The following is a 24,045-nucleotide window of genomic DNA, read 5'->3' as shown; positions in this document are numbered from 1 at the left end:
AAATAAATATAAAATTGACAGTTATGGGAATTATTGGTAGCATTTTGTATTGTAGTTAGAATCTACTAACAAAGCTTTGATTAATATAGCATGAAAGGAGGATTACGGCAATATATTTTGTGTGATTAAAACGAAAAAAATTATCAACAAAATTCAGAAAATAATGAAGGAGAGACAAATGAAAAAGAATTGGAAAAGAATTGCATCACTGTTTCTGTCAGTGTTACTTTTACTGTCCATGACAGTTACTCCTGTAATGGCAGCAGAGGGGAAAGCAGCACCGACGGAAGTAAAATCATGTACGGTAACTGGCTTTATGCCAGAGTATATGGCTTTGGAATTTGAAGATACAGACTGGATGAATAAGATCAGCAGCGTCACAGTAAATGAGATAGAATATACAAAAGGTACGCTTGGCTGGGGAAGCAGTGGAAATCTATGGGAAGTAGGAAGTGCTATGGGAGTATATGGAAGCTATACCGCGTTAAAACTTACCAACCCTTCTTATCCAGCGACCATTAAAATAACAGCAGAGGGGTATCAAGACTTAAACTTAGAAGTGACGAAAGATACTTCAACATATCCGTATGTGTACACAGCAACTGTAAAGAAAGATACAACTGGCGGAAATACAGAGGCTACATACACAGCGATGGCAAAGAAAGCTTCTAACGGTACAGTAGCACTGGATAAAGATAAAGACCTGAAAGCAGGAGATACAGTGACTGTAACAGCAACACCGGCTGAAAACTACGAGATTGATGCAGTGACAGTAACAACTGAGAACAATAAAAATGTTGACGTGACCGGTTTTGGAGAAACTTATACATTTACAATGCCGGCAGAAAATGTCACAGTATCCGCGGCATTTAAGGAGAAAACACCGGTACAGAATGGTGTAATTGAATTAAGCCAGGTCAGCATTGGAACAGATTACTTTGGGAATAACTGGGAACTTGAATTCAAAAATGCAGATGGTTATGTAGGAAAAATTACAGATGTGAAGGTAAATACTACAGCATGGGAAGAGAGGTCCTATAGCTTGTCAGCAGGTGGAGCATACAAAAAAGATACAGATAACAATAAACTTATCTTTGCAACAAAAGACTTTGTCGCTAATCCTGAAATTCCAGCATTGAAGAGCGGAGATGTAGTTGCAATTTCTGCAAATGGATATGATGATCTGACATTTAAGCTTGTCATTGATACAAATGGAAACGCTTCTCTTGTAGAAGATGATGGCAAGGGAGATCCATACGAGCTTCATGTAAAAATCGAAGGAGAATTTGAGGCGGCAATCGTAGGACAGAAAGATTATGATGGAGTGTCCAGCGCCAGTGTCGGCGGTTCCTCAAGCAATAAGAACAGTGCAGTGAAAGTATACGGCGCACTGGTAGAAAAAGGAAAAGACGTTGCTGACAAGGATTGGGAAGAGCTGGATAATATGGCTAAGATTAAATTGAATGGAAGCAAATGCAGTGTTAGCATCGTTCCGGACACAGAAAAAGGAACATCTGCAGACAGTGACAGCGGTATGCAGGGCGTATATATGACGATCAGCAGTGATCTGACACTTAGCGGTACGCCAAAAGATCCTGGAAGTTATCTGGTTTCCGTGTCTATTGAGGATCAGCAGGGACGTAGCGCAGTCAGCAACACACTGCCATTCAGAATTTACAGCGGCGAGGAAACGCTTGCAGACCAGATGAAGAAAGAGAATTTTAAAGATTATGGAAATGGACTCTATGCATGGGATATTATGGAACCATGGGCAATCAGTAAATTTGGAAGTAATGTAAACGGTGAGGAAGAGAGCGTCCGTGTGCCAGCGTATTTGGAAGCATGGTTCGGTTCCCACGAGAGCGGAACTTACGGATATCTGGGGTATGACATTCCGTGGAAGCAGGTCGTAGCTGGAAATATTCCTCAGACACTTTATATTCCGAGTGGCTGCAATCTGACACTGACAAATATGGAAGTACTCAGCAGTGTACATATTATTGTAGAAAATGGTGGTAAACTGACGCTTTCTGATTCTGTTGTACAGGGAATTATCGATGTACAGAGCGGAGGAACATTTTCTATGAACTATGATTCTTTCAACAACGAATTTACAACAGGAGCGTCTCTGTGTGGACAACTTCGTCTTGCAGACGGTGCTGCTTTGGAAAATGCAGCAATTTACTCTCACGCAAATTATCTTGCAAACGGAGATCTGACAGACCGTACAACTTCTGAGCCGGTTGCAGTGGCAAATGGAAATGTAACCGTAAAGGGTACGGTAGCTATATTAGGTGATGATGGCGGAAGCGATATCGGACAGACGGCACTCCGTGTAAATGGAACATTAACTCTGGCAGATAAGGACACAACACTTGTAGCTTACGGCGGAAGCGGAAAGACTTTGCTTTATACAGACGGTGGAACAGCCATTGACATTACAGAAGGCAGCCAGATTACAGGAGATGGAAAGTTAGTTGCAATCGGTGGAGATGTTCTCTGGGGAAATGGTGGAAATGCTGTATCCGGAAAAGGAACAATTGCAACGAAAAATGTATTCCTTCAGGGAGCAACAGCTAATACATCGAAAAAAGCAGAGGCTGGAAAAGCTATTGATGGAAATGTAAAAGTTATCAGTTCAAGCACTCATATTGAAGACGGAACAATGATCAGCGGTGCTGAGAATGATCCGTTAGCCGATTTGTACTGGAAAGCTGGAATTAATGTACTGCCTCCATTAGAGAAATTTACAACAACAGATAACGGAAATAATGGTTCCGATAATGGCGATAACGGGGATAACGGAAATAACGGTTCCGATAATGGCGATAACGGGGATAACGGAAATAACGGTTCCGGCAACGGAAATACTGGCAATAATAGTAACTCCGGAAACAATGGTAACACAGGTAATAGTGGTGATTCTGGAAATAATGGAAAGATTACATCAGCAACTAAGACTGCAGCAAATGTGAATACAGTTAAGACAGGAGATACAAACAATGTATTACTCTGGGCTGCACTCTTTGTAGTTTCCTGTGCAGGAATGGCAGGTATTACAGTAGTTGCTAAGAAAAGAAAATAGTATACAGCAGATGTAAATTTGCTAATATAAAAATGCGACCGGCATGAATGTCGGTCGCAAAAATATTCTATACTAGAAGTCCTTCCTGATTTGCTAATGAGAAAGCAGTGCTTGCATAGCCTAAAATATTAGCCGGTGATTTTTGATTCTCTGTAAGTATGTATCAACAGTGGTAATTCTGCTACCAGCATTCCAATCCAGCCTGCCAGGTAGGAGAATGGCAGTGCTTCAATTCCAAATCCACATACAAGAACGAGCGGTGCGGCAACAAGAACCCGAAGTCCCATATTGACAAAACTGCTGATCAGGGTAATCTTCAAATCACCGATTCCACGGAAGAATCCCTGAAGTCCATTGGTGATAGCCGGCAAGATATACATTATGGAAATCAGGTGCAGATAAGTAACACCGTGCCCGATAACTTCCTCATCTTTCACAAAGAGCATCATCAGATGTCTTGCGAAAACAAAACAGACAATAAAAATGAGGATGCCGTAAATGGTCTCCAGTACCAGTCCACATCGGAAGCCTTCACGCATCCGGTCATTTCTTTTCGCCCCCTTATTCTGCGCCATAAGTGCTGTCATGGCGTGGGCTATATTCTGCTCCGGGGTATAGGCAAAGTCATCAATCCGGTTGACCGCGGTAAATGCAGCGGCAACAGACACACCCATAGTATTAACAATTGCCTGAACACCGATTTTTCCGAGCTGTACAGTTGCCTGTTGCATTGCAGATGCCCAGCCGTATGCAATTGTACGCTTTAACAGGGAACGATCGAAAATGAGCCATTTCTTTCCTAATTGAAGGAGTGGTACTTTTTTCTGCACATAGATCATACAGAAAATACAACACAGTGCCTCACTGATAACAGTGGAAACAGCGCAGCCATTACTTCCTGCTTTCAGTACAATGATAAAAAACAAATCTCCGAAAACATTAAGAATCGCACTTATGATCAAAAAATACAGTGGTGAATTACTGTCTCCGAGGGCTCTTAATGTACTGGAGAAAAAATTATATAAAAATGTAAACATAAGTCCTACAAATATGATGCGAAGGTAAGAAGTCGTCATATCCAAAATAGATGCGTCTACCTGTAGCAATCTGAGAAGTGATTTCGCAATTCCAATACTGAGAATGGTTAGAATTACAGAAAATACAGATCCTGAAATCATAGTCGTACTGATCTGGCGTGAGAGAGTATCGTAATCTTTCGCCCCGTAATACGTGCCGATCAGAATACTCGCGCCCATGCACAGACCATTCAGAAACAGAATGACCAATGTCGTGACCGGATTGCAGATACCGACCGCAGCCAGTGCCTCTTTTCCGATAAAATGTCCCACAATAATGCTGTCTACGGCGTTGTAAGTAAGCTGGAACAGATTTCCCAGTACAAGTGGAATTGTAAATCTAATAAGCATGGGCATAATCTTACCCTTCGTCATATCCTGTGTCATAATATCTCTCCCTGGTGTAAAACTAAACAGCGCAGGATATCCGCTCATATAAATGAAACAGTTTTCCTGCGCTTTTGATGATATTACTTCCATGTCTATTCGTCAATTGAAATCTTTACCTGAGATGAATCCCATTTATTAATCATTGATCATAATCCGAATGATTTCTTCATTTGTCTCTTTCATGCCGTCTTTTCCGAGACGTCCTACATTATCAATGGTTCCCTCGATTCCTTTTGTGATGATGCCATCACCGGCGTAGAACTGCTGCCCCTGCAGGTACATATTGTAACCAAGTATTCCAGCATCTACGGAAGCTGCGATTTTGGCTGCACAGGAAGCTTTTGCTCCGTCGCAGACCATACCGGATACGATCGCGAGTGCGTTGACAACAGTATGGATCACTTCTTCATATCCACCGCCGCACAAGTATGCAATCCCGGCTCCGGCAGCGGCTCCGGCGCTGACAGCTCCGCAGTAAGCAGAGAGGCGCCCGATTCCGGTTTTCTGGTGGATTGCGATCAGATTGGAAAGTGCCAGTGCGCGGTAAGTCTTATCTTCGCTAACATGTAGCTCTTTTGCATATTCCAGAACAGGGAGAGAACAGGTCATTCCCTGATTTCCACTTCCGGAGTTGATAACGACCGGAAGCTCACAGCCATTCATTCGCGCATCAGATCCAGCAGCAGCGCGAGCTTTTGCGCGTGTGCGGACGTCGTTGCCGTAAGTATTAAGAAGTACAGTTCCAATATTTGCACCGTAATTTCCGGCGAGTCCTTCATCGGCGATTGCGCTGTTATACTCAATCTGACGGGACAGGACTTCACGGATATCGTCGATGTCAGCCATATTAATAAAATCCCAGATAGACTTTACATCCAAAAGAGTACGGTCAGTCAGTCCTTCTTCGCTTGCACCTTCAACTGGTACATAGTGAAGGATTTTTCCATTTTTTTCAATTCTTACAATGTTTGTATGATAGTTGGCAATACGGACTTTAGCAGAATCCTTTCCGGCAAATACTTCAACGATGATGTCGAAGATACAGCCGTTATCAATATGCTCGACGGTAATCTCAGTTTCTTCGAGATACTTTGCCATTTCTTTTGTCTGTGCTTCTGTTACATCAGAGATAACTTCCAGTTCTTTAGAAGCATCTCCGGCAATGATTCCGGCTGTAGCAGCGGCCGGGATTCCTTTTAAATGATTCGTGTTCGGAACGATTACACTTTTTACATTTTTAATAATGCTTCCGCTTGCTCCGATATGTACGCGCTCCGGTATGCAGCCCAGCACTTCACGGGCTTTGGCAGCAGCGTAAGCCAGAGCAATTGGCTCGGTACACCCCATAGCCGGTATTAATTCTTCTTTTAATATCTGGATATATGCCTGATATTTAATATCTTCTTTTGTCATGAAAACCTCCAAATGCCAGTTTTCTCCTGGCAATAATAAAAAAATGTGTTATTTTATTGAACCATATTTTCGGAGAAAATGCACCTGTTATTTAAAAATTTGATGAAATTAAATGTTGTAAGAAATACTGATGATATTCTTGAATTATTTATATTCACTTTTGGGATAGATTTTTCACTATTGATTAACTTGGAGCTGACAGTTATGCTAAAAAGTGATATACTATATATGATATTATAACATATTTTTCTGCATATTTCTGCAATCCATATCGCAGCAATGGTGGTAATGATAGATTAGAGATAATTCGAGATAATTATAGGGTGTGAGGATATAACTATGACAGAGGGGAAAATGATAAGGAACAGACAGATGAATATGCTGATAATGATTGCAATTATTGTTGGAATCTGTATTCCGCTTTTCTTTACCGCGATTCAGATCGGCGTATTTGCGAAAGAGCCAGTCGTAGAAGCCAGGCAGGAAGTGACAGATGAGAGTGCTCCGGTACTCCGCGTGGCGGTTGATGATGGGTTTTGCCCAATGTCATTTTATGATGCGGACGGGAATTTATCTGGTCTTAACGTGGAGTTGATCACGATGGTTGCTAATCAGCTTGGAATGCGGCTGGAATTCGAGTGTGGTGACTGGATGACGTGCCGGCAGAATCTGGAGGAGGGAAAAGCAGATGCAATTCTCGGTCTGGAGACATTTTCAAATATGCAGCATGTATTAAAGACAGTTCCGGTGACAACAGACCAGCTTAATATATATGGAAAGAATAAGATTGAGAGTATCGGTGCTCTTGCGAACAAGAAAGTTGCAGTGATGGCAAGATCTGTAATTATGACAATGTTTGATCTGCAGTGCGAGTATGTGGAGTACAACACGAATTCAGAGATTTTGAAAGCAGTCGAAAATGGTGAGGTGGATTATGGAATCTGCCATGAGGCTGTTGCAGAGAAGATTATCGAGAAAGAAAATCTGAGTGTTGTACCAAGCCTTACGATCATGAACAGCTTCCTGACATTTGGCGTGTGGGAAGACAAAGAAGAATTAAGAGACCAGATGAATACGATCCTTAAGTATTATGCGAATCAGGGAACGCTTGCAAGACTGGAAAATAAATGGATCGTGAACTATTCAAGAAATCGTTCCCTTAGTTATGTTATAGAGCAGAATAAAGTCTTTTATGTAGCATATCTGATCACATGGTTATTTGTTATGTTTCTTCTGAGCATACTAAAAGCAGACTATTCTAGGAAGCAGCATTACATTGCGACGCTTCTGGAATATCAGTCAGAATTAGAAAAATCCAGCCAGGAAGTCATGCGGGCAAATCAGGCGAAGAGCGACTTTCTGTCACATATGACCCACGATATACGGACGCCGATCAATGGCATAATGGGAATGGCCGAGGTTATCAAAAAGAATTGTTCCGACCAGAATAAGGTAGATGAATGCCTGGATAAAATTCAAAAAGCCTCCGGACACCTGTTGGACCTCCTTAATGATGTGCTGGATATGAGCAAACTGGAGAGTGGTAAGATTCAGTTAGAACAGATTCCATTTGAACTGGAAAAGGAGATGAAAGAACTTCAGACCATTATGGAGACTCAGGCAGAAGAAAAAGGATTGACGGTTTTTTGGGATATGACGGGAATATGCCATAATGAGCTGATCGGAAGCCCGTTACATATGAGAAGAATACTTCTGAACCTGCTCAGTAATGCGGTCAAATATAATAAAAAGGGTGGAGAGATACATCTGACTGTAAACGAAATTATGCAGAACGATAAGACTGCTATGTTTGAGTTCAAGGTCGCAGACAATGGAATCGGTATGAGTGAATCTTTCATAGAAGATAAATTATTCCAGCCGTTCGTACAAGGAACGGGAGAAGCCAGAACAAAGTATCAGGGAACCGGACTTGGAATGTCCATTGTCCAGAGAATTGTCCGGGAAATGACAGGCTCTATTGATGTCGAGAGTAAAGAAGGAGAAGGAACCACATTTACTGTAACATTGCCATTTGCGATTAATCGCAGTGAAAATGTGCCAAAGACCATAGAGGAACAGAAACCAGACATTAGTGGAATGAAGATCCTGGTCGTAGAGGATAATGACCTGAATCTGGAGATCGCCCAGTTTATGCTGGAGGAAGATAAGGCAGTCGTAGAGGTCGCAAGAGATGGACTTCAGGCAGTAGAAGCATTTAAAAACAGCCGGGAGGGCGAACTCGAAGTAATCCTTATGGATATTATGATGCCGAATATGGATGGAATTGAGGCAACAAAGACGATTCGAAGTCTTGACCGTGCTGATGCAAAAAGTATCCCAATCATTGCCATGACAGCAAATGCATTTGTAGAAGACATGAGAAAGACAAAAGAAGCAGGTATGAATGAACATCTGACAAAACCTGTAGATGGTGAAAAATTACTTCAGGTACTTTACAAGTATAAAAAAACAGGGCTTTAATGTAAAAGAACAGGAATAACACCGGCACAGATACCGGTGTGAGAGGAGAGATTTATGAGCCACATAGCAGACTGGCTTACGGCAATCGGACATAATTATTTCAAATTGAAGCTGAAGTGTTGAGAGATGGCAAGAACCGGAAAGTAAAAATTATGCTTCGTTATGAGTGGATTTACAGAAAGCCTGAAAAAATTAGATAAAAATGTATTTAAGTTTTAGTATATCCATGTATTGACATGAGGTTATAATATTTATAAAATACAGACAGAAAGGGAGCGTGAAAAAAATGAAAATCGCATTATTAGAACCAATTGGAGTATCAAAAGAAGTTATTGATGAGTTATCAGCACCGATTACAGAAAAGGGACATGAATTCGTATATTATGATACCAAAACAACAGATCCGGCAGAACTTGCCAAGAGAAGTGAAGGCTGCGACATTGTTATGATTGCTAACAATCCGTATCCGACAGAGGTTGTAGAGAAAGCGGACGCACTGAAGATGTTATCTGTAGCATTTACAGGAATTGACCACATCGGAACAGACAAGTGTAAAGAGAAAAATATTATGATCTGTAATGCAGCAGGGTACTCAAACCAGACAGTTGCCGAGCTTATCATTGGTATGGCGATTGACGCATTAAGACATGTAGTAAAAGCTGACGGACTTGTAAGAAATGGTGGAACAAGTGCAGGCCTTGGCGGAAAAGAAATCTGCGGAAGAACGGTCGGAATTATCGGACTTGGACAGATCGGACTCATGGCAGCAAAATTATTCCAGGCATTTGGCGCTAAAGTTATCGCTTACAACAGAAGTGAGTCTGAGGAAGCAAAAGCACTTGGAATCGAGTATAAATCATTAGAGGAAGTATTATCAACAAGTGATATCGTATCACTGAACCTTCCACTGAATGCAGAGACGAGAGGATTCCTGTCAGCAGATAAGATTGCACTTATGAATGAGAACACAATCTTCATCAACTGTGCAAGAGGACCGATCGTAGACAACGAGGCACTTGCGAAAGCGCTGAATGATGGCAAGCTTGGATATGCATGCGTTGACGTATTTGATATGGAGCCGCCGATTCCGGCAGATTATCCATTGCTTCAGGCTAAGAATACATTATTGACACCTCATCAGGCATTTATCTCCGAGGAGTCTATGGTAAGAAGAGCAAAGATTGTATTCGATAACGTGACTGCTTATCTTGACGGCAAGCCGGTCAACGTATGTAAGTTGTAAGAATAAAAAGACATAAAAATAGAGAATGATATAGTACTTTGATAATTTCACATATTTACAAAGTTCTAAGTATGAAAGGCAGTTTCGTAAAAGTCAGCCAAATAGGGCAGACTTACCGAAACTGCCTTTTGTTGCCAAGCATACGACAAAAAGGTCCGGTGGACCTTTTTTAGTTTGAAATCTGTACTAAAAGTTTGAAAATTCAGTTTATATGTTACGAAAAGATGTAAACGCTTACACAAATAAAAATTAAAACTTCTAAAACTATAAAGGAAAATGAAAACAGCCAAGAACTTGTGGATATTGTACAAAAATCGATACAATAATTTGTCGGAAAAGTCAATAAAAACGCCCTTGATTTCGTCAAGATTTTGACATATACTTGATAACAGAATGTAAGCCCTTACACAATGAAGGGGTGAGAGGCTGAAAAAATATAACAGTTAACCAGAAAAGCATGGTATCGAAAGGAGACTCCAAAGATGATGAAATGGAAACGAATTGTCAGTGCAGCTGTCTGTGTATGCATGGCAGGAATGCTGATAACGGGATGTGGAAGCAAATCGGATTCCTCTTCAAAGAAGCGTATTATCCGTGTGGCTCTTTCACAGTCTGAGGAACACCCTGAGTACAAGGGTATGGAGACATTTAAAAAGTATGTCGAGGAGAAACTCGGTGACAAGTATGAAGTTCAGCTTTATCCAAATGAGCTTCTTGGTGGACAGACAAAAGCAATTGAGCTGACTCAGACTGGTGCGATTGACTTTACGATTGCCGGAACACCGAACCTTGAAATATTTGCCGATGTATATGAAGTATTCAGTATGCCGTATCTGTTTACATCTGAGGACGCTTATTTTGCAGCTATGAATGATACAGATTACATGAATAAAATTTATGCATCTACAGAGGATACAGGACTTCAGGTTGTAACATGGTACAACGTAGGTACAAGAAACTTCTATGCAAAGAAAGCAATCAATACACCAGATGACCTGAAAGGTCTGAAGATGCGTGTACAGCAGAGCCCGGCAAGTATCAAGATGTGTAATGCATTTGGCGCAGCTGCATCTCCGATGTCATTTGGAGAGGTATATACAGCAATTCAGCAGGGAGTTATTGACGGAGCAGAGAACAATGAGCTTGCTCTGACAGATAATAAGCACGGTGAGGTTGCAAAATATTACAGCTACACGATGCATCAGATGATTCCGGATGTTCTGATTGCAAACTACAAGCTCCTCAATGACATGAGCGAGGAAGACAGAGAAGTATTTGAGGAAGCTGCAAGACTTTCTACAGAGACAGAGCTCAAAGATTGGGAGACAGATGTAGAGGCCGCTAAGAAGACAGCAGAAGAAGATATGGGCGTTCAATTTCTTTATCCGGACATCAGTCTTTTCAAAGATAAAGTAAAGAACGTACAGAAAGAAATGCTGGAAGACAATCCGAATATCAAGGATCTGTATGAGCATATTCAGAAATATAACAAACAATACGAAGGGGAGGGAAAATAAATGGAAACATTACATACAATCAGAAAATGGTTAGATAAAATTGTTGGAACCATTTGTATATTCCTCTTTGCATTAATGGTAGTTGTAGGAAGCTATCAGATTATCACAAGATTCATATTTAATAACCCGAGTACCATTTCCGAAGAGCTTCTGACATATTCATTTGCATGGATGGCCATGTTTGCAACAGCTTATGTATTCGGAAAACGTGACCACATGAGAATGACATTTGTCGTAGACAAGCTGGCACCTGCACAGAGAAAAGTGTTGGAAATCGTGCTGGAAGTCCTTGTCGTTGCATTTGCAGCCATCGTACTGATCTATGGCGGATTTAACATTATGGGACTGACTATGACTCAGAAGACAGCTTCCCTTGGAGTTATGATGGGACAGGTATATGCAGTCGTTCCGATTTCCGGAATCCTGATTGCGATTTATGGAATTTTAAATGTAGTTGATCTGTGTAAAGGTTACGAAAGAAAAGAAGAGGGGGAGAAATAATTATGAACACTGCACTTGTATCCGGACTGATTATTTTAGTTCTCTTGATTATCATGCTGATTGCCGGTGTGCCGATCGCAGTAGCACTTGGTGTATCTTCCGTATGTGCAATTCTTCCAATCATGGATTTGAATGTAGCCGTACTGACCGGATGCCAGAGAATCTTCTCCGGTATCTCTGTATTCAGCCTGCTTGCTATCCCGTTCTTTATTCTTGCAGGAAATATTATGAATAAAGGTGGTATCGCCGTAAGACTGATTAACTTTGCAAAATTAATTACAGGACGCGCTCCTGGAGCACTTGCTCAGACAAACATCCTTGCAAATATGTTATTCGGTTCTATTTCCGGATCTGGTACAGCAGCGGCTTCTGCTATGGGATCTATCATCGGACCAATCGAGAAAGAAGAGGGATATGACCCGAACTTCTCAGCAGCAGTTAACATTGCAACTGCACCGACAGGACTTCTGATCCCGCCAAGTAACGTAATGATCACATACTCACTGGTCAGCGGAGGAACTTCCGTAGCAGCACTTTTCATGGCTGGTTACATTCCGGGAATCCTCTGGGGACTTGCTTGTATGCTAGTAGTATATGTGATTGCCAAGAAAAAAGGCTACCGTGCAAAAAAACGTTTTACAGCATCTGAAGCTGGAAAGATCATCCTTCAGGCTCTGCCTTGTCTGCTTCTGATTGTAATCGTAATCGGTGGAATCATCTTTGGTATCTTCACTGCAACAGAAGGTTCCGTAGTGGCCGTAGTATACAGCCTGCTTCTGTCATTATTTGTATACAAATCAATCAAGATCAAAGAACTGCCAAAGATTCTTCTGGACAGTGCTGAAATGACAGGTATCATCATTTTCCTGATCGGTGTATCCAGCATCATGTCATGGGTTATGGCATTTACCAATATTCCGGAACTGGTATCTACAGCACTGCTTTCCGTAAGCAGCAACAAGTTTGTTATCTTGTTCCTGATCAATATTATTCTTCTGATCGTCGGAACATTTATGGATATGACACCGGCCTGCCTGATCTTCACACCGATCTTCCTGCCGGTATGTACTGCACTTGGAATGACAACAATCCATTTCGGTATCATGATGATCTTCAACCTGTGTATCGGAACAATCACACCACCGGTTGGAACAACACTGTTTGTTGGTGTTAAAGTAGGTAAAGTACAGATTGAGACAGTATTCAGACAGTTGCTCGTATACTTTGCGGCAATCTTTATAGTACTGATGCTCGTAACATATATTCCGAACTTAAGCCTGTGGCTGCCGAAATTGATGGGATACATCTAGGATAAAAAATACTATATAAAACAATAAAAACTGCACAGACCTGGATTATTTTTCTATGGTTGCTGCGCCGCATATTATTGATTTTCTGCGCAAACTCGCCTAAAGGACAGGCTCAGACAAAGCTGCGAAAATCAAGCTATGCTCGCAACCATGACGAAAAATATTCCATAGGTCTGTGCAATTTTTATTGTCTTGATTTATTGTTTTTTATGAGGGGATGTGGCGTGGGTTGTGATGCATGTGATTCGCTTATGAAATTGTTAATGCGTTGAATAAACAGCGAAATATGTAATCTTAGTATATGAGGGTGAATTGTATGTATTTGAGACGGAAAATAGATGATTATTTGAAGAATGGAAAAATAGTGAGGTAAAGGCAACCAATGGACGGTCAAAGTCTTTACGGACATTAATCAAAAGTGAAAATTACCCGGATAGTTTGCTAAAAACTATGTCCCTAAATGAGCGTCTTTAATTGATGTCTTTCTGGAAATATGGTATATTTAACTTATCTGATGCCGTAGGCATCTTACATATGAAAAGAAGCAAAAAAGAATATGAGTCAGGAGTGGTAGAATATGTATCAGGATGATTACAAACGTTGGATGGAGGCTGATCTGGAGGATGCGGATCTGAAGCCGGAACTGGCGAGAATCGAAGAAAATGACGAGGAGATCAAGGAGCGTTTTGCAGTTGCGCTTAAGTTTGGAACTGCAGGACTTCGAGGTGTTCTTGGAGCAGGTACGAACCGGATGAATATCTATGTTGTACGTCAGGCTACGCAAGGGCTGGCGAACTGGGTAAAGACACAGGGTGGAACGCAGACAGTAGCAATCAGCTATGACAGCCGTATTAAAAGTGATATATTTGCGAAAAATGCGGCAAGTGTATTGGCAGCGAATGGAATCAAGGTTCGGATCTATGATGCATTGATGCCTGTACCGGCTCTTTCATTTGCAACACGTTATTATAATTGTAATGCAGGTGTTATGGTAACAGCATCTCATAATCCAGCGAAATATAATGGATATAAAGCATATGGTCCGGATGGATGTCAGATGACAGATGATGCGGCAGCAATTGTTTATGAAGAGATTCAGAAAACGGATGTTCTGACTGGTGCAAAATACATGCCATTTGCACAGGGCGTTGAAGAGGGACTGATTCGTTTTGTGGGCGATGATTGTAAGAGAGCTCTTTATGATGCAATCGAGGACAGACAGGTTCGCCCAGGACTTTGCAAGACAGCAGGATTGAAGCTTGTATATAGTCCGCTCAATGGTTCAGGACTTGTTCCTGTCACACAGGTATTGAAAGACATTGGAATTACAGACATCACAATTGTTCCTGAGCAGGAGTATCCAAATGGATATTTCACAACATGTAGTTATCCGAACCCGGAGATTTTCGAGGCACTTGAGAAGGGACTGAACCTTGCAAAGGAGACTGGCGCAGACTTGATGCTTGCAACTGACCCGGATGCAGACCGTGTTGGTATTGCAATGAAGTGTCCGGATGGTTCTTACGAACTCGTCAGTGGAAATGAAGTCGGAGTTCTGCTTCTTGACTACATTTGTGCAGGACGTATAGAGAAAGGTACGATGCCAAAGAATCCGGTAGCAGTGAAATCTATCGTATCAACACCACTTGCAGATGCAGTTGCAGAGCATTATGGAGTAGAGCTTCGAAGTGTACTGACAGGATTTAAATGGATTGGAGATCAGATTGCAGGTCTTGAGGCAGCAGGCGAAGTTGACCGTTTCATTTTCGGATTTGAGGAGAGCTATGGATATCTGGCTGGTCCATATGTACGTGATAAAGATGCTATTATCGGATCTATGTTGATTTGCGAGATGGCTGCTTATTATAGAAGCATCGGAAGTTCTCTGAAGCAGAGAATGGAAGAAATCTATTCCGAGTATGGACGTTATTTGAATAAGATCGACAGCTTTGAATTCCCGGGACTTAGTGGTATGGATCGTATGTCTGAGATCATGCAGGGATTAAGAGACAAGCCGCTTGAGAAGATTGCAGGCTACAAAGTTGTAAAAGTTACAGATTACAAGAAACCAGAAGAGACAGGTCTTCCGGCTGCAAATGTACTTATTTATAAGCTGGAGAACAACGAGACAGTTATCGTTCGTCCTTCCGGAACGGAGCCGAAGATTAAGATTTATTACACAACGCTTGGTAAGGATCTTGCGGAGGCGCAGGCTGAAAAAGATAAATTATCTGAGGCGTTAAAGCCAATTATGAAATAAAAACCATTAGAATGAGAATGTATATCAGGTGGAAGGAAACTTTCATCTGATATATGCTATATGGGAACAACAATAAATCTAAGTCTGTCAGATGGATTTGACATGCCAGACAGACTCGGATTGCTTCCACGGGACTTATGAGCAAGTCCTGAAATCTTGGGGTATGACTGCACGGAAAATAAAAAATGTATGTGCGGATCAGATAAAAGGAGGTATGTCATTATGTTGCATGAAGTATCATTTGCGTCTTTTAACGGACGCGATCAGGTTCAAGGGTGGATTTATGTTCCGGCTTGTAAGCCGAAGGGAATCGTTCAGGTGATTCATGGATTCGGCGAACATTCCAGACGTTATCTACATATGATTTCTGCATTTTTAGATGCAGGGTATATTGTGGCAGCAGACGATCATGTCGGACATGGAAAAACTGCGATGGTCAATGAGGTATGGGGCGATTGGGGAGACAAAGGGCCGCATACCATGATGGAAGATGAGCACACATTAAAAGGAATTGTGTGTGAAAAATATCCAGACTTGCCATATTTCTTATTTGGTCACAGCATGGGCTCTTTTATCACAAGAGATTTCATCTCCAAATATGGTGAAGAACTAACAGGGGCAACTATTTGCGGTACAACCGGAATCTTCCGCGGAGCAAAAGAAGTGGGAGAAAAGCTGAAAGAAGTAATTGATGCCGGACATGGCGAGGAATTCAATCCAGAATTTGCAGGGGAACTGATGGGCTGGATGTGCGAGCGGTGCGGCGAGATCAGTATCGGAAATGAATGGATCTGCGCAGACCCTTATGTACAACGCGACCATGCAGAAGACCCATTTGACGCATTTACAAGACCGACAAGTAACCGCTCAATCTATGATTTCATACAGATGATGGAACAGATCGAAGGAACCAAGTGGGCGGAAAAAGTTCCAATCGACCTGCCAATTTACAACATTGCGGGAGATCAGGACCCAGTCGGCGAATACGGAGTCGGCGTCTATCAGGTAAGTAACTGGCTGATACAGACCGGTCATACAGTAACAACAAAACTATATTCCGGATATCGTCACGAAATCCATAATTACGCAGAGATAAAAAATGAAGTCGAAGCAGGAATTATCGCATTCATGGATGGAATATTAAGTTAAAAATTAATGGGGTGGGGACGTAGTAAAATGTTAAAATGCTACGTCCCAAATTGCATTTTGCAGCGTCCCTTTTTGTGAATCAGGGTGTCCCTGATTGGATACAGAATTATGTGGGAATAAAAATATGAATGAGGAATTATAAAAAATGAGTGGGAAATTATATGGTGTCGGTGTTGGTCCGGGAGATCCTAAGTTAATGACGTATTTGGCAGTGGAGACGATTAAGAATTGTCCGGTAATCGCAGTGCCTGCTGATGGAAAAGAACATGCAATCAGTTATAAAATTGCATCTGGAATTGTGAAGGATATGGATCAGAAAGAATGTCTGGGACTGTCTTCACCGATGACGAAAGACCGGAAAATTTTAGAAAAGAATTATCAAAAAGTATCAGAAGAAATCATAAAGAAACTGGATGAAGGTAAAAATGTGGCATACTTGACACTTGGAGATCCAACGGTTTATTCCACTTATATTTATATCCAGCGTATTGTAAAAAAGTGTGGATATGATGCAGAGATTATTAATGGAGTTCCATCATTTTGTGCAGTTGCAGCCAAACTGGGAGACAGCCTTGCAGACCGATCCGAGCAGCTTCATATTATTCCATCTAACTATGATATCAAAGAGGCGTTGAAGCTTCCGGGAAATAAGATTCTTATGAAGGCAGCTTCAAAATTGTCGGATGTGAAGAAAGTTCTGAAAGAACAGGGGCAGAAGGCATGGATGATTGAAAATTGTGGCATGGAAGAAGAAAAAATCTATCACAGTGTAGATGAAATGCCGGAGAAGGCGACGTACTATACGACATTGCTGGTGAAAGAGGAAATTGATAAAAACAGTTAAAGAAAAGCAACGGTGAGAGAAAATAAAAGCGAGTAGAGGTTAATTATAACATGATTAACCAACTACCCGCTTTTTTGATGCCAGGCATATGATAAAAAGATTCAGTAGACTGACCTTTTCTAGCTGCCGAGCATACGATAAAAGATTACTTAGTAAAAATTATTCAGTTATGACATTTTTTTCTACTGCATTCTCTTTATTTGAAAACATTTTTCCAAAGATAAAACGGATACATGGTCCGCAGTAGAACATCTGCCAGAAAAATGCAACAGGAAAATTGAAAAACGTGGTCTGGAACCATGTCGAAATAATGTTTGAACCAGCATTTTTGAAAAGTACAGTTGCAATCAGACTCATGACTGGACACATAATGCAGATGATCATAGCTGAAATAGCAAGTGTAATAACAATCGGTCTGTCATTTGGTGTGACCATGCGAAATGCAAGTGCATGGGCAAGCTTATCTACGATAAAGAATTCCAGTAAAAATGCGACTGGCCACATGATCTTCATTTCGCCAAAAGCCATAAGGAAGACTTTGTTACTCATTCCACCAATATTGAGGGAAATGTTGTAGCAAATCATTACATAGACCATAAGGAATGACATCATCAGTGTAAAAATAATATTTTGAAATAAATTTTTTGGCATAATTGGTGCTCCTTTTTCTTTGAAATATTTTGTGATTAGTTAAAAAAGAGTACAAAAAAGACACTTGTGTTGTTCGTTATCAAGCATACACTTGTGTCGTTTCCAATTATACCATAGTTCTATATAAAATTTCGTACAGTTATGGAGTATAGCAAAAAAAATGAAAAATTGCAAGTGTTAAAAAATAAACAGGGGACGTAGCAAAACGTCAAAGCAATGTCATTAAGTTAAGGATTTTAGTAGTGTGAAAAGTAGTTTTTTACTTTTTGCACTACTTTTTTTGCCTAAAAGCTTGACAAAACTTCACAAAAGTGTGGCGAAGCCATTTGAATATATTCTTTTTTAGGAGGTTCAAATGGCAAATATTTCTTTTATTGTAAAGCAAAAACTGGAGTCTGCTATAAAAATATTATGCAGAGATTTTTCATCACACGTAAAGCGTCCGGGAAAAGACTTTTCTAGGAATCGTAAACTTCCATTTGAAGAGGTGATTCGATTCCTTCTCCCTCTGCAAGGACAATGTATGGATCAGGAATTATTCCGTCACTTTTCAAAGAAACCACTCTTCTTTTCAACAGACTATTCGGGTATTCCGCATAGTTCCGCTATGATTCAGGCTCGGCAAAAACTTTCAGATTCTGCAATGCCGGCCTTGTTCCATTCGTTTACAGAGACTTGTAAAAAAGGTGCGCTTTTCCAGGGTTACCAACTTCTGGCAATAGATGGTTCCCAGTTTTCTGTCCCGGAAAATCTAAAAGAACCACTATGCTGGCGTAAGATACCCAATATCTCAAAGGGAAGAAATGTGATACATTTAAATGCTATGTACCATCTTCAGAGTGGTATTTTTGAAGATGTCGTTTTTCAGCCAATCTGTGAATGTAATGAGCATAAAGCCCTGGCTCAAATGGTAGACCGCCGGTCTTCTGCGTTTCCTGCTATTTTTATGGCTGATCGGGGATACGAAAGTTATAATACTTTCGCCCATATAGAACAAAAAGGGGATAAATACGTGGTTCGGGGAAGAGAATCAGGTACAGGTATCTGTTCTGGTCTGAATCTTCCTGATACAGAAGAATACGATATCGAAAAAGAACTTTATATCTGTAAAAAACATAGCAAAAAAGTAAAAACAAACCCACGAAAATATAAACGAATTCGCAGTGATGCAACATTTGATTTTTTCACAGACGATTGTGAGGAATATCGATTAAATCTTAGAATTGTAAAAATAAAACTCTCTGAAACCACAACTGAAGTACTGTTTACAAATCTTTCTAAAGAGAAATTTTCGGCAGATGATTTAAAACGGTTATATCATATGCGCTGGGGAATTGAAACTGCATTTGACCAGTTAAAATATGCGCTTGGCGCTGCATCTGTTCATTCTAAGAACTCAGAATTAATCATACAAGAATTGTATGGAAAGCTAATTATGTTCAATTTTTGTAAAACTATAGTTGGTGGAATTGCGGTAAAACAGCAGGAATACTGGAAATATGAATATAAATTGAATATAAAAATGGCAATGTGTATTTGTAGAGAATTCTGGTGCTCCCAGACTTTAGCAGCACCAGAGGTTGAAAAAATGTTGCTGAACTATCTTGTCCCCATAAGGGATAACCGGACTTTTCCACGAGATACGGTTAAAAAGTCAGCAATAGCATTCAACAGTAGGATAGCATAAGATTGTAAAAATGAAAATAGGAACCATGAGAAAGCAGGGATTTTTCGCTGCTTACTTGTAGTATCCTTGAAAAACAAGAAGCCTTGACAATCCATAAAAAGAAGTGTCAAAGCCTCAATAATTACAATTTTATCCTTAACTTAATGACATTGAAACGTCAAAGTACTACGTCCCCATTAGTGATTAACGGTGTCCCTTTTTTTATATTTGTGATATACTGGAGGCAAATATTAGCTGGAAGGACTAGATTATGAAACCTGTAGTAGTAAGAAATGTTGCAATTGGTGAGGCTATTCCGAAAATCTGTGTACCGATTGTTGGTAAGATGATAGATGAGATTTTGAATCAGGCGAAGCATATCTGTGAGATAGGAGCAGATGTAGTGGAGTGGCGTGTGGACTGGTTCGAGGAAGTGAATAATTACGAAAGTGTGGAAAATGCTGCGAAGCAGTTGAGAGATATTCTTGGAGAGACACCGATTCTTTTTACATTTCGCACCGCGAAGGAAGGTGGCGAGCGCGCGATAGAACCAGATGAATATGTAGAGCTGAATGAAAAAATTGCGAAAAGCGGGTATGTGGACCTTGTGGATGTAGAAGCATTTATCGGGGATACATATGTGGAAAAAGTTGTAAAAACGTCGCATGAATGTGGAGTAAAGGTAATTGCTTCTAATCATGATTTTAGGAAGACACCTCCGAAAGCAGAATTAATTTCACGTATGCGAAAAATGCAGGAACTTGGAGCTGATATTTCAAAGATTGCGGTGATGCCGCAGAGCACAGAAGATGTTCTGACACTTTTGTCTGCTACGGAAGAAATGAGACGATGCTATGCAGACCGCCCGGTTATTACAATGTCTATGGCAGGAACTGGGGTAGTAAGCCGCATGTGTGGGGAAGTCTTTGGCTCAGCACTTACATTTGGTGCGGCGGGAAAAGTATCTGCACCGGGACAGATTGATGTGGAAGAATTAAGAACGGTACTTGGAATCATACACAAGAGTTTATAATAAGTATGAATTATTTTTGGTTAAAGCATAGACTTGATAAGAAAGGACTTGAATTCGATTATGCAGATTAGTGTATTGCTTGCAGAACAGATTGCCGAATTATTTCTCATGATTCTCATGGGATATGTGATAGTGAAGCTGGGACTTGTAACGGACGATGACAGCAAAATTTTGTCGAAAATTGTCTTATATATTGTGATTCCGTGTGTTATGATCAATGCATTTCAGATAGATTATACGCCGGATAAAGTACAAGGTATGTTTCTTGCGCTGGTTACTTCGATAGTTTTGCAAGTCTTATTATTGATAGCAGTATGGATTATGGGAAAAATATTTTATCTGGATGAAGTGGAGGTCGCTTCTATATACTACTCTAATTCCGGAAATCTGATTGTACCGATTGTGGCTTATGTACTGGGGGACGAGTGGGTCGTATACGGGTGTGTATTCATGGCTGTGCAGTTGATTTTTATGTGGACACATGGAAAATATATTATCAGTTCAGGGGATAGGATTGACTGGAAAAAGATTGTGCTTAACATCAATATGATTGCAATTTTCATAGGAGCGGTTTTGTTTTTGCTGAAGATTCATTTGCCGGTGATTGTAGATGATACACTTCGTGCAGTGGGAAGCACGATTGGGCCGGTAAGTATGATTGTAACCGGTATGTTGATTGCTGGTATGAACCTTCGGGATATATTTACAAATCGAAGAGTATACGCAGTTACATTTCTAAGATTGTTGCTTGTGCCGGTGCTGGCACTGATTATTCTGAAAATCAGTGGTCTGGTTACATGGCATCCACAAGGTGAGAAAATTCTGCTTGTTATATTCCTTGCTGTTATTACGCCGTCAGCATCAACTATTACACAGATGTGCCAGGTATACGGCGGGAATTCAAAATATAGTAGTGCAATTAATGTTATGACAACGTTACTTGCGATTGTGACGATGCCGATTATGGTATTACTATATGAGAAAATTATATGATTTCATATTTTGAACACATTTCAGAGATATTTCAAACACATTTTTTGGTACTTTAAATTGTCGCTGTGGCGTACGCTGCTGTATGCTTAGATCAATCTGTCTTTTATATCAGCAAAATTAATCTCCAGTTTTCCATCATAAATCATAACAGGGATAATATCATCAAATGTATACATATGAGGATAATCGTCGCCTTCAAAGTAGTAGCACAGTACAGTTTCACGCTTCGGATCTACAATCCAGTATTCCCGGACACCGGCGTTCTGGTATTTGGAAACTTTCTTTATGTAATCACGGCTGCGGCTGGAAGGAGACACAATCTCAATACAGAAGTCCGGTGCGCCGTAGACTCCTTTCTCCACGAGCCGGTCGAGCTGGCAGATTACGGAAATATCCGGCTGGATCATCGTGCGGTTATCGCAGTCGAGCTGGACATCAAGTGGCGCTGGAAGGACTTTACATGGGCCTTTATTTTTGCGAATATAAAAACCGATGTCCATTAATAGTTCGCTGATAAGTTCCTGATGTACAGAGCGGGGCGCTTCCAGAAAAATCAGATGCCCGTCGATGAGTTCGGCTCGAACGTCGTCCGGGAGGGCATAGTAGTCGTCCAGAGTGTATTCGCCCTGTTTCTTATCGGAAGAAACAGTATAGGCTGCAGCGGTCTCTCTGATTCCATCGATACCGGAATCGATATCTCTAAAAAGGACATCATTCAGTGCCTTCAATGTTGCATAGCGTGGAGATTTTGTCTCGCCATTCAGAATCTTGTTGATGGTACCTGTCGGTATGCCGGACAGTCTGGAAAGCTGTTCTGTTGTAATACCAAGTTCGTTTTTTCTTTCTTTGAATTCTTCCCCTAATGACTTCATAACAGCGCCTCCTTGAAATATTTTGTTAAAATTAGTATATCTATAAAACGGGTGAAAGTCAATGATGAATATCCGAAAATTAAAAAATAACCGTAAACGGTTAAAAACTATTAAAATAACTTGACTGGGAGGCATGGAATAGACTATGATAATGAAAAAGAAAAGATGAGAGGACTGGGGAAATTATGAAAAAGAGTAATCCAAAGGCACTTATGCCAATTGGTGTATTTTTGGTTTTGTATCTGGGGCTTGGAATTGTTTTTGAATACGTGATGAAGATACCGATGGGATTTTACAACATTCCAATTGTACTTGCATTTATGGTGGCAATTTTAGTGGCCTGTTTTCAAAACAGGGAAGTCAGTTTTGATGATAAATTGTCCATCATGGCGCAGGGACTGGCAGATAAGAATATTATTACAATGTTGTTGATATTCCTTGTGGCGGGGAGCTTTGTTGGAGTTGTGGGAAGAAGCAGTGCAGAGAGTGTGGCATATTTCATGCTTTCACTGATTCCGGCCAAGTTTTCCGTGGCGGTGTTATTTGTAGTTGCGTGTTTTGTATCAACAGCTATGGGAACTTCAGTCGGAACAATTACATTGATTGCCCCGATCGCAGCGGCAGTTTCTGATGCTTCAGGATTTGATCTGGCGCTCTGCATCGGTTCGGTCATGGGTGGTGCTATGTTTGGGGACAATCTTTCTTTTATATCAGACACGACGATTGCGGCGTGCAACGGACAGGGCTGTCCGATGAAGGATAAATTCCGGGAGAATTTCTGGATTGCATTTCCTGCAGCATTGGTAACGTTAGGTCTGATACTTGTATTGTCATTGCGCACGGATCTTGGCGGGGCAGTGAACCATGAGTATCATCTGATTCAGATGGTTCCATATATTTTAGTACTGATTGGCGGTATTATCGGAATCAATGTATTTCTCGTACTTTTGATTGGTATTTTCTCTGGAATTGTAATTATGCTTGCGACAGGACAGACAAGTTTTGTGGATTTGATCAGCAGCATGGGATCTGGAATTTCCGGAATGTTTGAGACTTGTATGGTAGCGGTACTGGTAGCAGCATTGTGTGCGTTGATTCGCGAGTATGGCGGCTTTGAGGCGCTGCTGTCTGTGATACGCAGGATATTTCGTGGACGAAAGGGCGGTCAGTTTGGCATGGGGCTTTTAGTAGCTGCAATGGATATCGCAACGGCGAATAACACGGTGGCTATTGTCATGGCAAATCCAATTGCAGTGGAGATGTCTGAAGAATATGGAATTACACACAGCAAAGCAGCATCACTGTTGGATACATTTTCCTGTATTTCACAGGGAGTCATTCCTTATGGTGCGCAGATGTTGGTGGCATTGTCTGCAATTCACGAGATGGGGCATGAACTTTCAGCATTTGATGTAATACCGAAGTTGTTCTATCCGGGATTATTGTTAGTCAGTTCGCTGATATTTATTTTTATAATTCCTCAGAAGAAAGTTTCATAAGTGGATAAAAACTGATTTTGCCGAATAACTTTTGGAAAAATTGACAATGACATTTATTTCTT

At 40.8% G+C, this 24,045-nt stretch carries 17 protein-coding genes; 13 read left to right on the top strand and 4 right to left on the bottom strand.

Going from position 1 to position 24,045, the window contains the following annotated elements; translation table 11 throughout:
- Positions 1-178: 178 nt before the first annotated feature.
- Entirely contained in the window at positions 179-3,085 is a 2,907-nt protein-coding gene (locus tag NQ560_RS13740) for an InlB B-repeat-containing protein (protein ID WP_040015269.1), read from the top strand.
- Positions 3,086-3,213: 128 nt separating this feature from the next.
- On the opposite strand, the gene NQ560_RS13735 is transcribed toward NQ560_RS13740, so the two are convergent.
- Both NQ560_RS13735 and NQ560_RS13730 read right to left on the bottom strand, forming a co-directional pair.
- A complete protein-coding gene (locus NQ560_RS13735) occupies positions 3,214-4,548 on the bottom strand; it encodes an MATE family efflux transporter (protein WP_040015256.1) in 1,335 nt (444 codons plus the stop codon).
- 138 nt (positions 4,549-4,686) lie between these two features.
- Entirely contained in the window at positions 4,687-5,964 is a 1,278-nt protein-coding gene (locus tag NQ560_RS13730; RefSeq protein WP_005330877.1) for an L-cysteine desulfidase family protein, read from the bottom strand.
- A gap of 339 nt (positions 5,965-6,303) precedes the next feature.
- On the opposite strand from NQ560_RS13730, the gene NQ560_RS13725 reads away from it, so the two are divergent.
- From NQ560_RS13725 to cobI, 8 genes are all read left to right on the top strand, one after another.
- Positions 6,304-8,445 carry an ATP-binding protein gene (locus NQ560_RS13725; protein ID WP_005330880.1) on the top strand — a complete coding sequence of 714 codons (2,142 nt, stop codon included), beginning with the start codon at positions 6,304-6,306 and terminating at the stop codon, positions 8,443-8,445.
- Between the two features lie 286 nt (positions 8,446-8,731).
- A complete protein-coding gene (locus NQ560_RS13720) occupies positions 8,732-9,688 on the top strand; it encodes a 2-hydroxyacid dehydrogenase (RefSeq protein ID WP_005330881.1) in 957 nt (318 codons plus the stop codon).
- A 482-nt stretch (positions 9,689-10,170) separates the two neighbouring features.
- Positions 10,171-11,205 carry a TRAP transporter substrate-binding protein gene (locus NQ560_RS13715; RefSeq protein WP_005330882.1) on the top strand — a complete coding sequence of 345 codons (1,035 nt, stop codon included), beginning with the start codon at positions 10,171-10,173 and terminating at the stop codon, positions 11,203-11,205.
- A complete protein-coding gene (locus NQ560_RS13710) occupies positions 11,206-11,706 on the top strand; it encodes a TRAP transporter small permease (RefSeq protein WP_005330883.1) in 501 nt (166 codons plus the stop codon).
- Positions 11,707-11,708: 2 nt separating this feature from the next.
- A complete protein-coding gene (locus NQ560_RS13705) occupies positions 11,709-13,016 on the top strand; it encodes a TRAP transporter large permease (RefSeq protein ID WP_005330884.1) in 1,308 nt (435 codons plus the stop codon).
- A gap of 577 nt (positions 13,017-13,593) precedes the next feature.
- A complete protein-coding gene (locus NQ560_RS13700) occupies positions 13,594-15,276 on the top strand; it encodes a phospho-sugar mutase (RefSeq protein ID WP_005330885.1) in 1,683 nt (560 codons plus the stop codon).
- Positions 15,277-15,498: 222 nt separating this feature from the next.
- The gene (locus tag NQ560_RS13695) at positions 15,499-16,425 is read left to right on the top strand and encodes an alpha/beta fold hydrolase (RefSeq protein WP_005330886.1); all 927 of its coding nucleotides are present in this window, start codon (positions 15,499-15,501) and stop codon (positions 16,423-16,425) included.
- A 145-nt stretch (positions 16,426-16,570) separates the two neighbouring features.
- Positions 16,571-17,269 carry a precorrin-2 C(20)-methyltransferase gene (gene cobI / locus NQ560_RS13690; RefSeq protein ID WP_005330888.1) on the top strand — a complete coding sequence of 233 codons (699 nt, stop codon included), beginning with the start codon at positions 16,571-16,573 and terminating at the stop codon, positions 17,267-17,269.
- A gap of 159 nt (positions 17,270-17,428) precedes the next feature.
- Here cobI and NQ560_RS13685 read toward each other — a convergent pair whose 3' ends face one another.
- Complete coding sequence (locus NQ560_RS13685; protein ID WP_005330889.1) at positions 17,429-17,920, bottom strand: DUF2798 domain-containing protein; 492 nt, start codon at positions 17,918-17,920, stop codon at positions 17,429-17,431.
- Between the two features lie 355 nt (positions 17,921-18,275).
- Here NQ560_RS13685 and NQ560_RS13680 point away from each other — a divergent pair, with 355 nt between their 5' ends.
- The 3 genes from NQ560_RS13680 to NQ560_RS13670 all read left to right on the top strand — a co-directional run bounded on the left by NQ560_RS13680 (position 18,276) and on the right by NQ560_RS13670 (position 21,612).
- Positions 18,276-19,607, top strand: a complete 1,332-nt coding sequence (locus tag NQ560_RS13680) for an IS4 family transposase (RefSeq protein WP_005331271.1) — start codon at positions 18,276-18,278, stop codon at positions 19,605-19,607.
- A 250-nt stretch (positions 19,608-19,857) separates the two neighbouring features.
- A complete protein-coding gene (aroD, locus tag NQ560_RS13675; protein WP_005333113.1) occupies positions 19,858-20,619 on the top strand; it encodes a type I 3-dehydroquinate dehydratase in 762 nt (253 codons plus the stop codon).
- 60 nt (positions 20,620-20,679) lie between these two features.
- Positions 20,680-21,612 (top strand): AEC family transporter, encoded by a 933-nt coding sequence (locus NQ560_RS13670; protein ID WP_005333114.1) that lies wholly within the window; start codon positions 20,680-20,682, stop codon positions 21,610-21,612.
- Positions 21,613-21,698: 86 nt separating this feature from the next.
- Here NQ560_RS13670 and NQ560_RS13665 read toward each other — a convergent pair whose 3' ends face one another.
- Positions 21,699-22,484 carry a Uma2 family endonuclease gene (locus NQ560_RS13665; RefSeq protein WP_040015489.1) on the bottom strand — a complete coding sequence of 262 codons (786 nt, stop codon included), beginning with the start codon at positions 22,482-22,484 and terminating at the stop codon, positions 21,699-21,701.
- 185 nt (positions 22,485-22,669) lie between these two features.
- On the opposite strand from NQ560_RS13665, the gene NQ560_RS13660 reads away from it, so the two are divergent.
- A complete protein-coding gene (locus tag NQ560_RS13660; protein ID WP_005333117.1) occupies positions 22,670-23,983 on the top strand; it encodes a Na+/H+ antiporter NhaC family protein in 1,314 nt (437 codons plus the stop codon).
- Positions 23,984-24,045: the final 62 nt, after the last annotated feature.

Origin of the sequence: Dorea formicigenerans, assembly GCF_025150245.1 — a bacterium.
Classification (GTDB): Bacteria; Bacillota; Clostridia; order Lachnospirales; family Lachnospiraceae; genus Dorea; species Dorea formicigenerans.
Note: the sequence above shows the minus strand (reverse complement) of the source record. Positions and strands in the feature narration are given on the sequence as shown.

Bases quoted from the DNA above. Each gene is read 5' to 3' on its own strand.
- NQ560_RS13740 (WP_040015269.1), top strand. From the start codon at position 179: ATGAAAAAGAATTGGAAAAGAATTGCATCACTGTTTCTGTCAGTGTTA.
- NQ560_RS13735 (WP_040015256.1), bottom strand. From the start codon at position 4,548: ATGACACAGGATATGACGAAGGGTAAGATTATGCCCATGCTTATTAGA.
- NQ560_RS13730 (WP_005330877.1), bottom strand. From the start codon at position 5,964: ATGACAAAAGAAGATATTAAATATCAGGCATATATCCAGATATTAAAA.
- NQ560_RS13725 (WP_005330880.1), top strand. From the start codon at position 6,304: ATGACAGAGGGGAAAATGATAAGGAACAGACAGATGAATATGCTGATA.
- NQ560_RS13720 (WP_005330881.1), top strand. From the start codon at position 8,732: ATGAAAATCGCATTATTAGAACCAATTGGAGTATCAAAAGAAGTTATT.
- NQ560_RS13715 (WP_005330882.1), top strand. From the start codon at position 10,171: ATGATGAAATGGAAACGAATTGTCAGTGCAGCTGTCTGTGTATGCATG.
- NQ560_RS13710 (WP_005330883.1), top strand. From the start codon at position 11,206: ATGGAAACATTACATACAATCAGAAAATGGTTAGATAAAATTGTTGGA.
- NQ560_RS13705 (WP_005330884.1), top strand. From the start codon at position 11,709: ATGAACACTGCACTTGTATCCGGACTGATTATTTTAGTTCTCTTGATT.
- NQ560_RS13700 (WP_005330885.1), top strand. From the start codon at position 13,594: ATGTATCAGGATGATTACAAACGTTGGATGGAGGCTGATCTGGAGGAT.
- NQ560_RS13695 (WP_005330886.1), top strand. From the start codon at position 15,499: ATGTTGCATGAAGTATCATTTGCGTCTTTTAACGGACGCGATCAGGTT.
- cobI (WP_005330888.1), top strand. From the start codon at position 16,571: ATGAGTGGGAAATTATATGGTGTCGGTGTTGGTCCGGGAGATCCTAAG.
- NQ560_RS13685 (WP_005330889.1), bottom strand. From the start codon at position 17,920: ATGCCAAAAAATTTATTTCAAAATATTATTTTTACACTGATGATGTCA.
- NQ560_RS13680 (WP_005331271.1), top strand. From the start codon at position 18,276: ATGGCAAATATTTCTTTTATTGTAAAGCAAAAACTGGAGTCTGCTATA.
- aroD (WP_005333113.1), top strand. From the start codon at position 19,858: ATGAAACCTGTAGTAGTAAGAAATGTTGCAATTGGTGAGGCTATTCCG.
- NQ560_RS13670 (WP_005333114.1), top strand. From the start codon at position 20,680: ATGCAGATTAGTGTATTGCTTGCAGAACAGATTGCCGAATTATTTCTC.
- NQ560_RS13665 (WP_040015489.1), bottom strand. From the start codon at position 22,484: ATGAAGTCATTAGGGGAAGAATTCAAAGAAAGAAAAAACGAACTTGGT.
- NQ560_RS13660 (WP_005333117.1), top strand. From the start codon at position 22,670: ATGAAAAAGAGTAATCCAAAGGCACTTATGCCAATTGGTGTATTTTTG.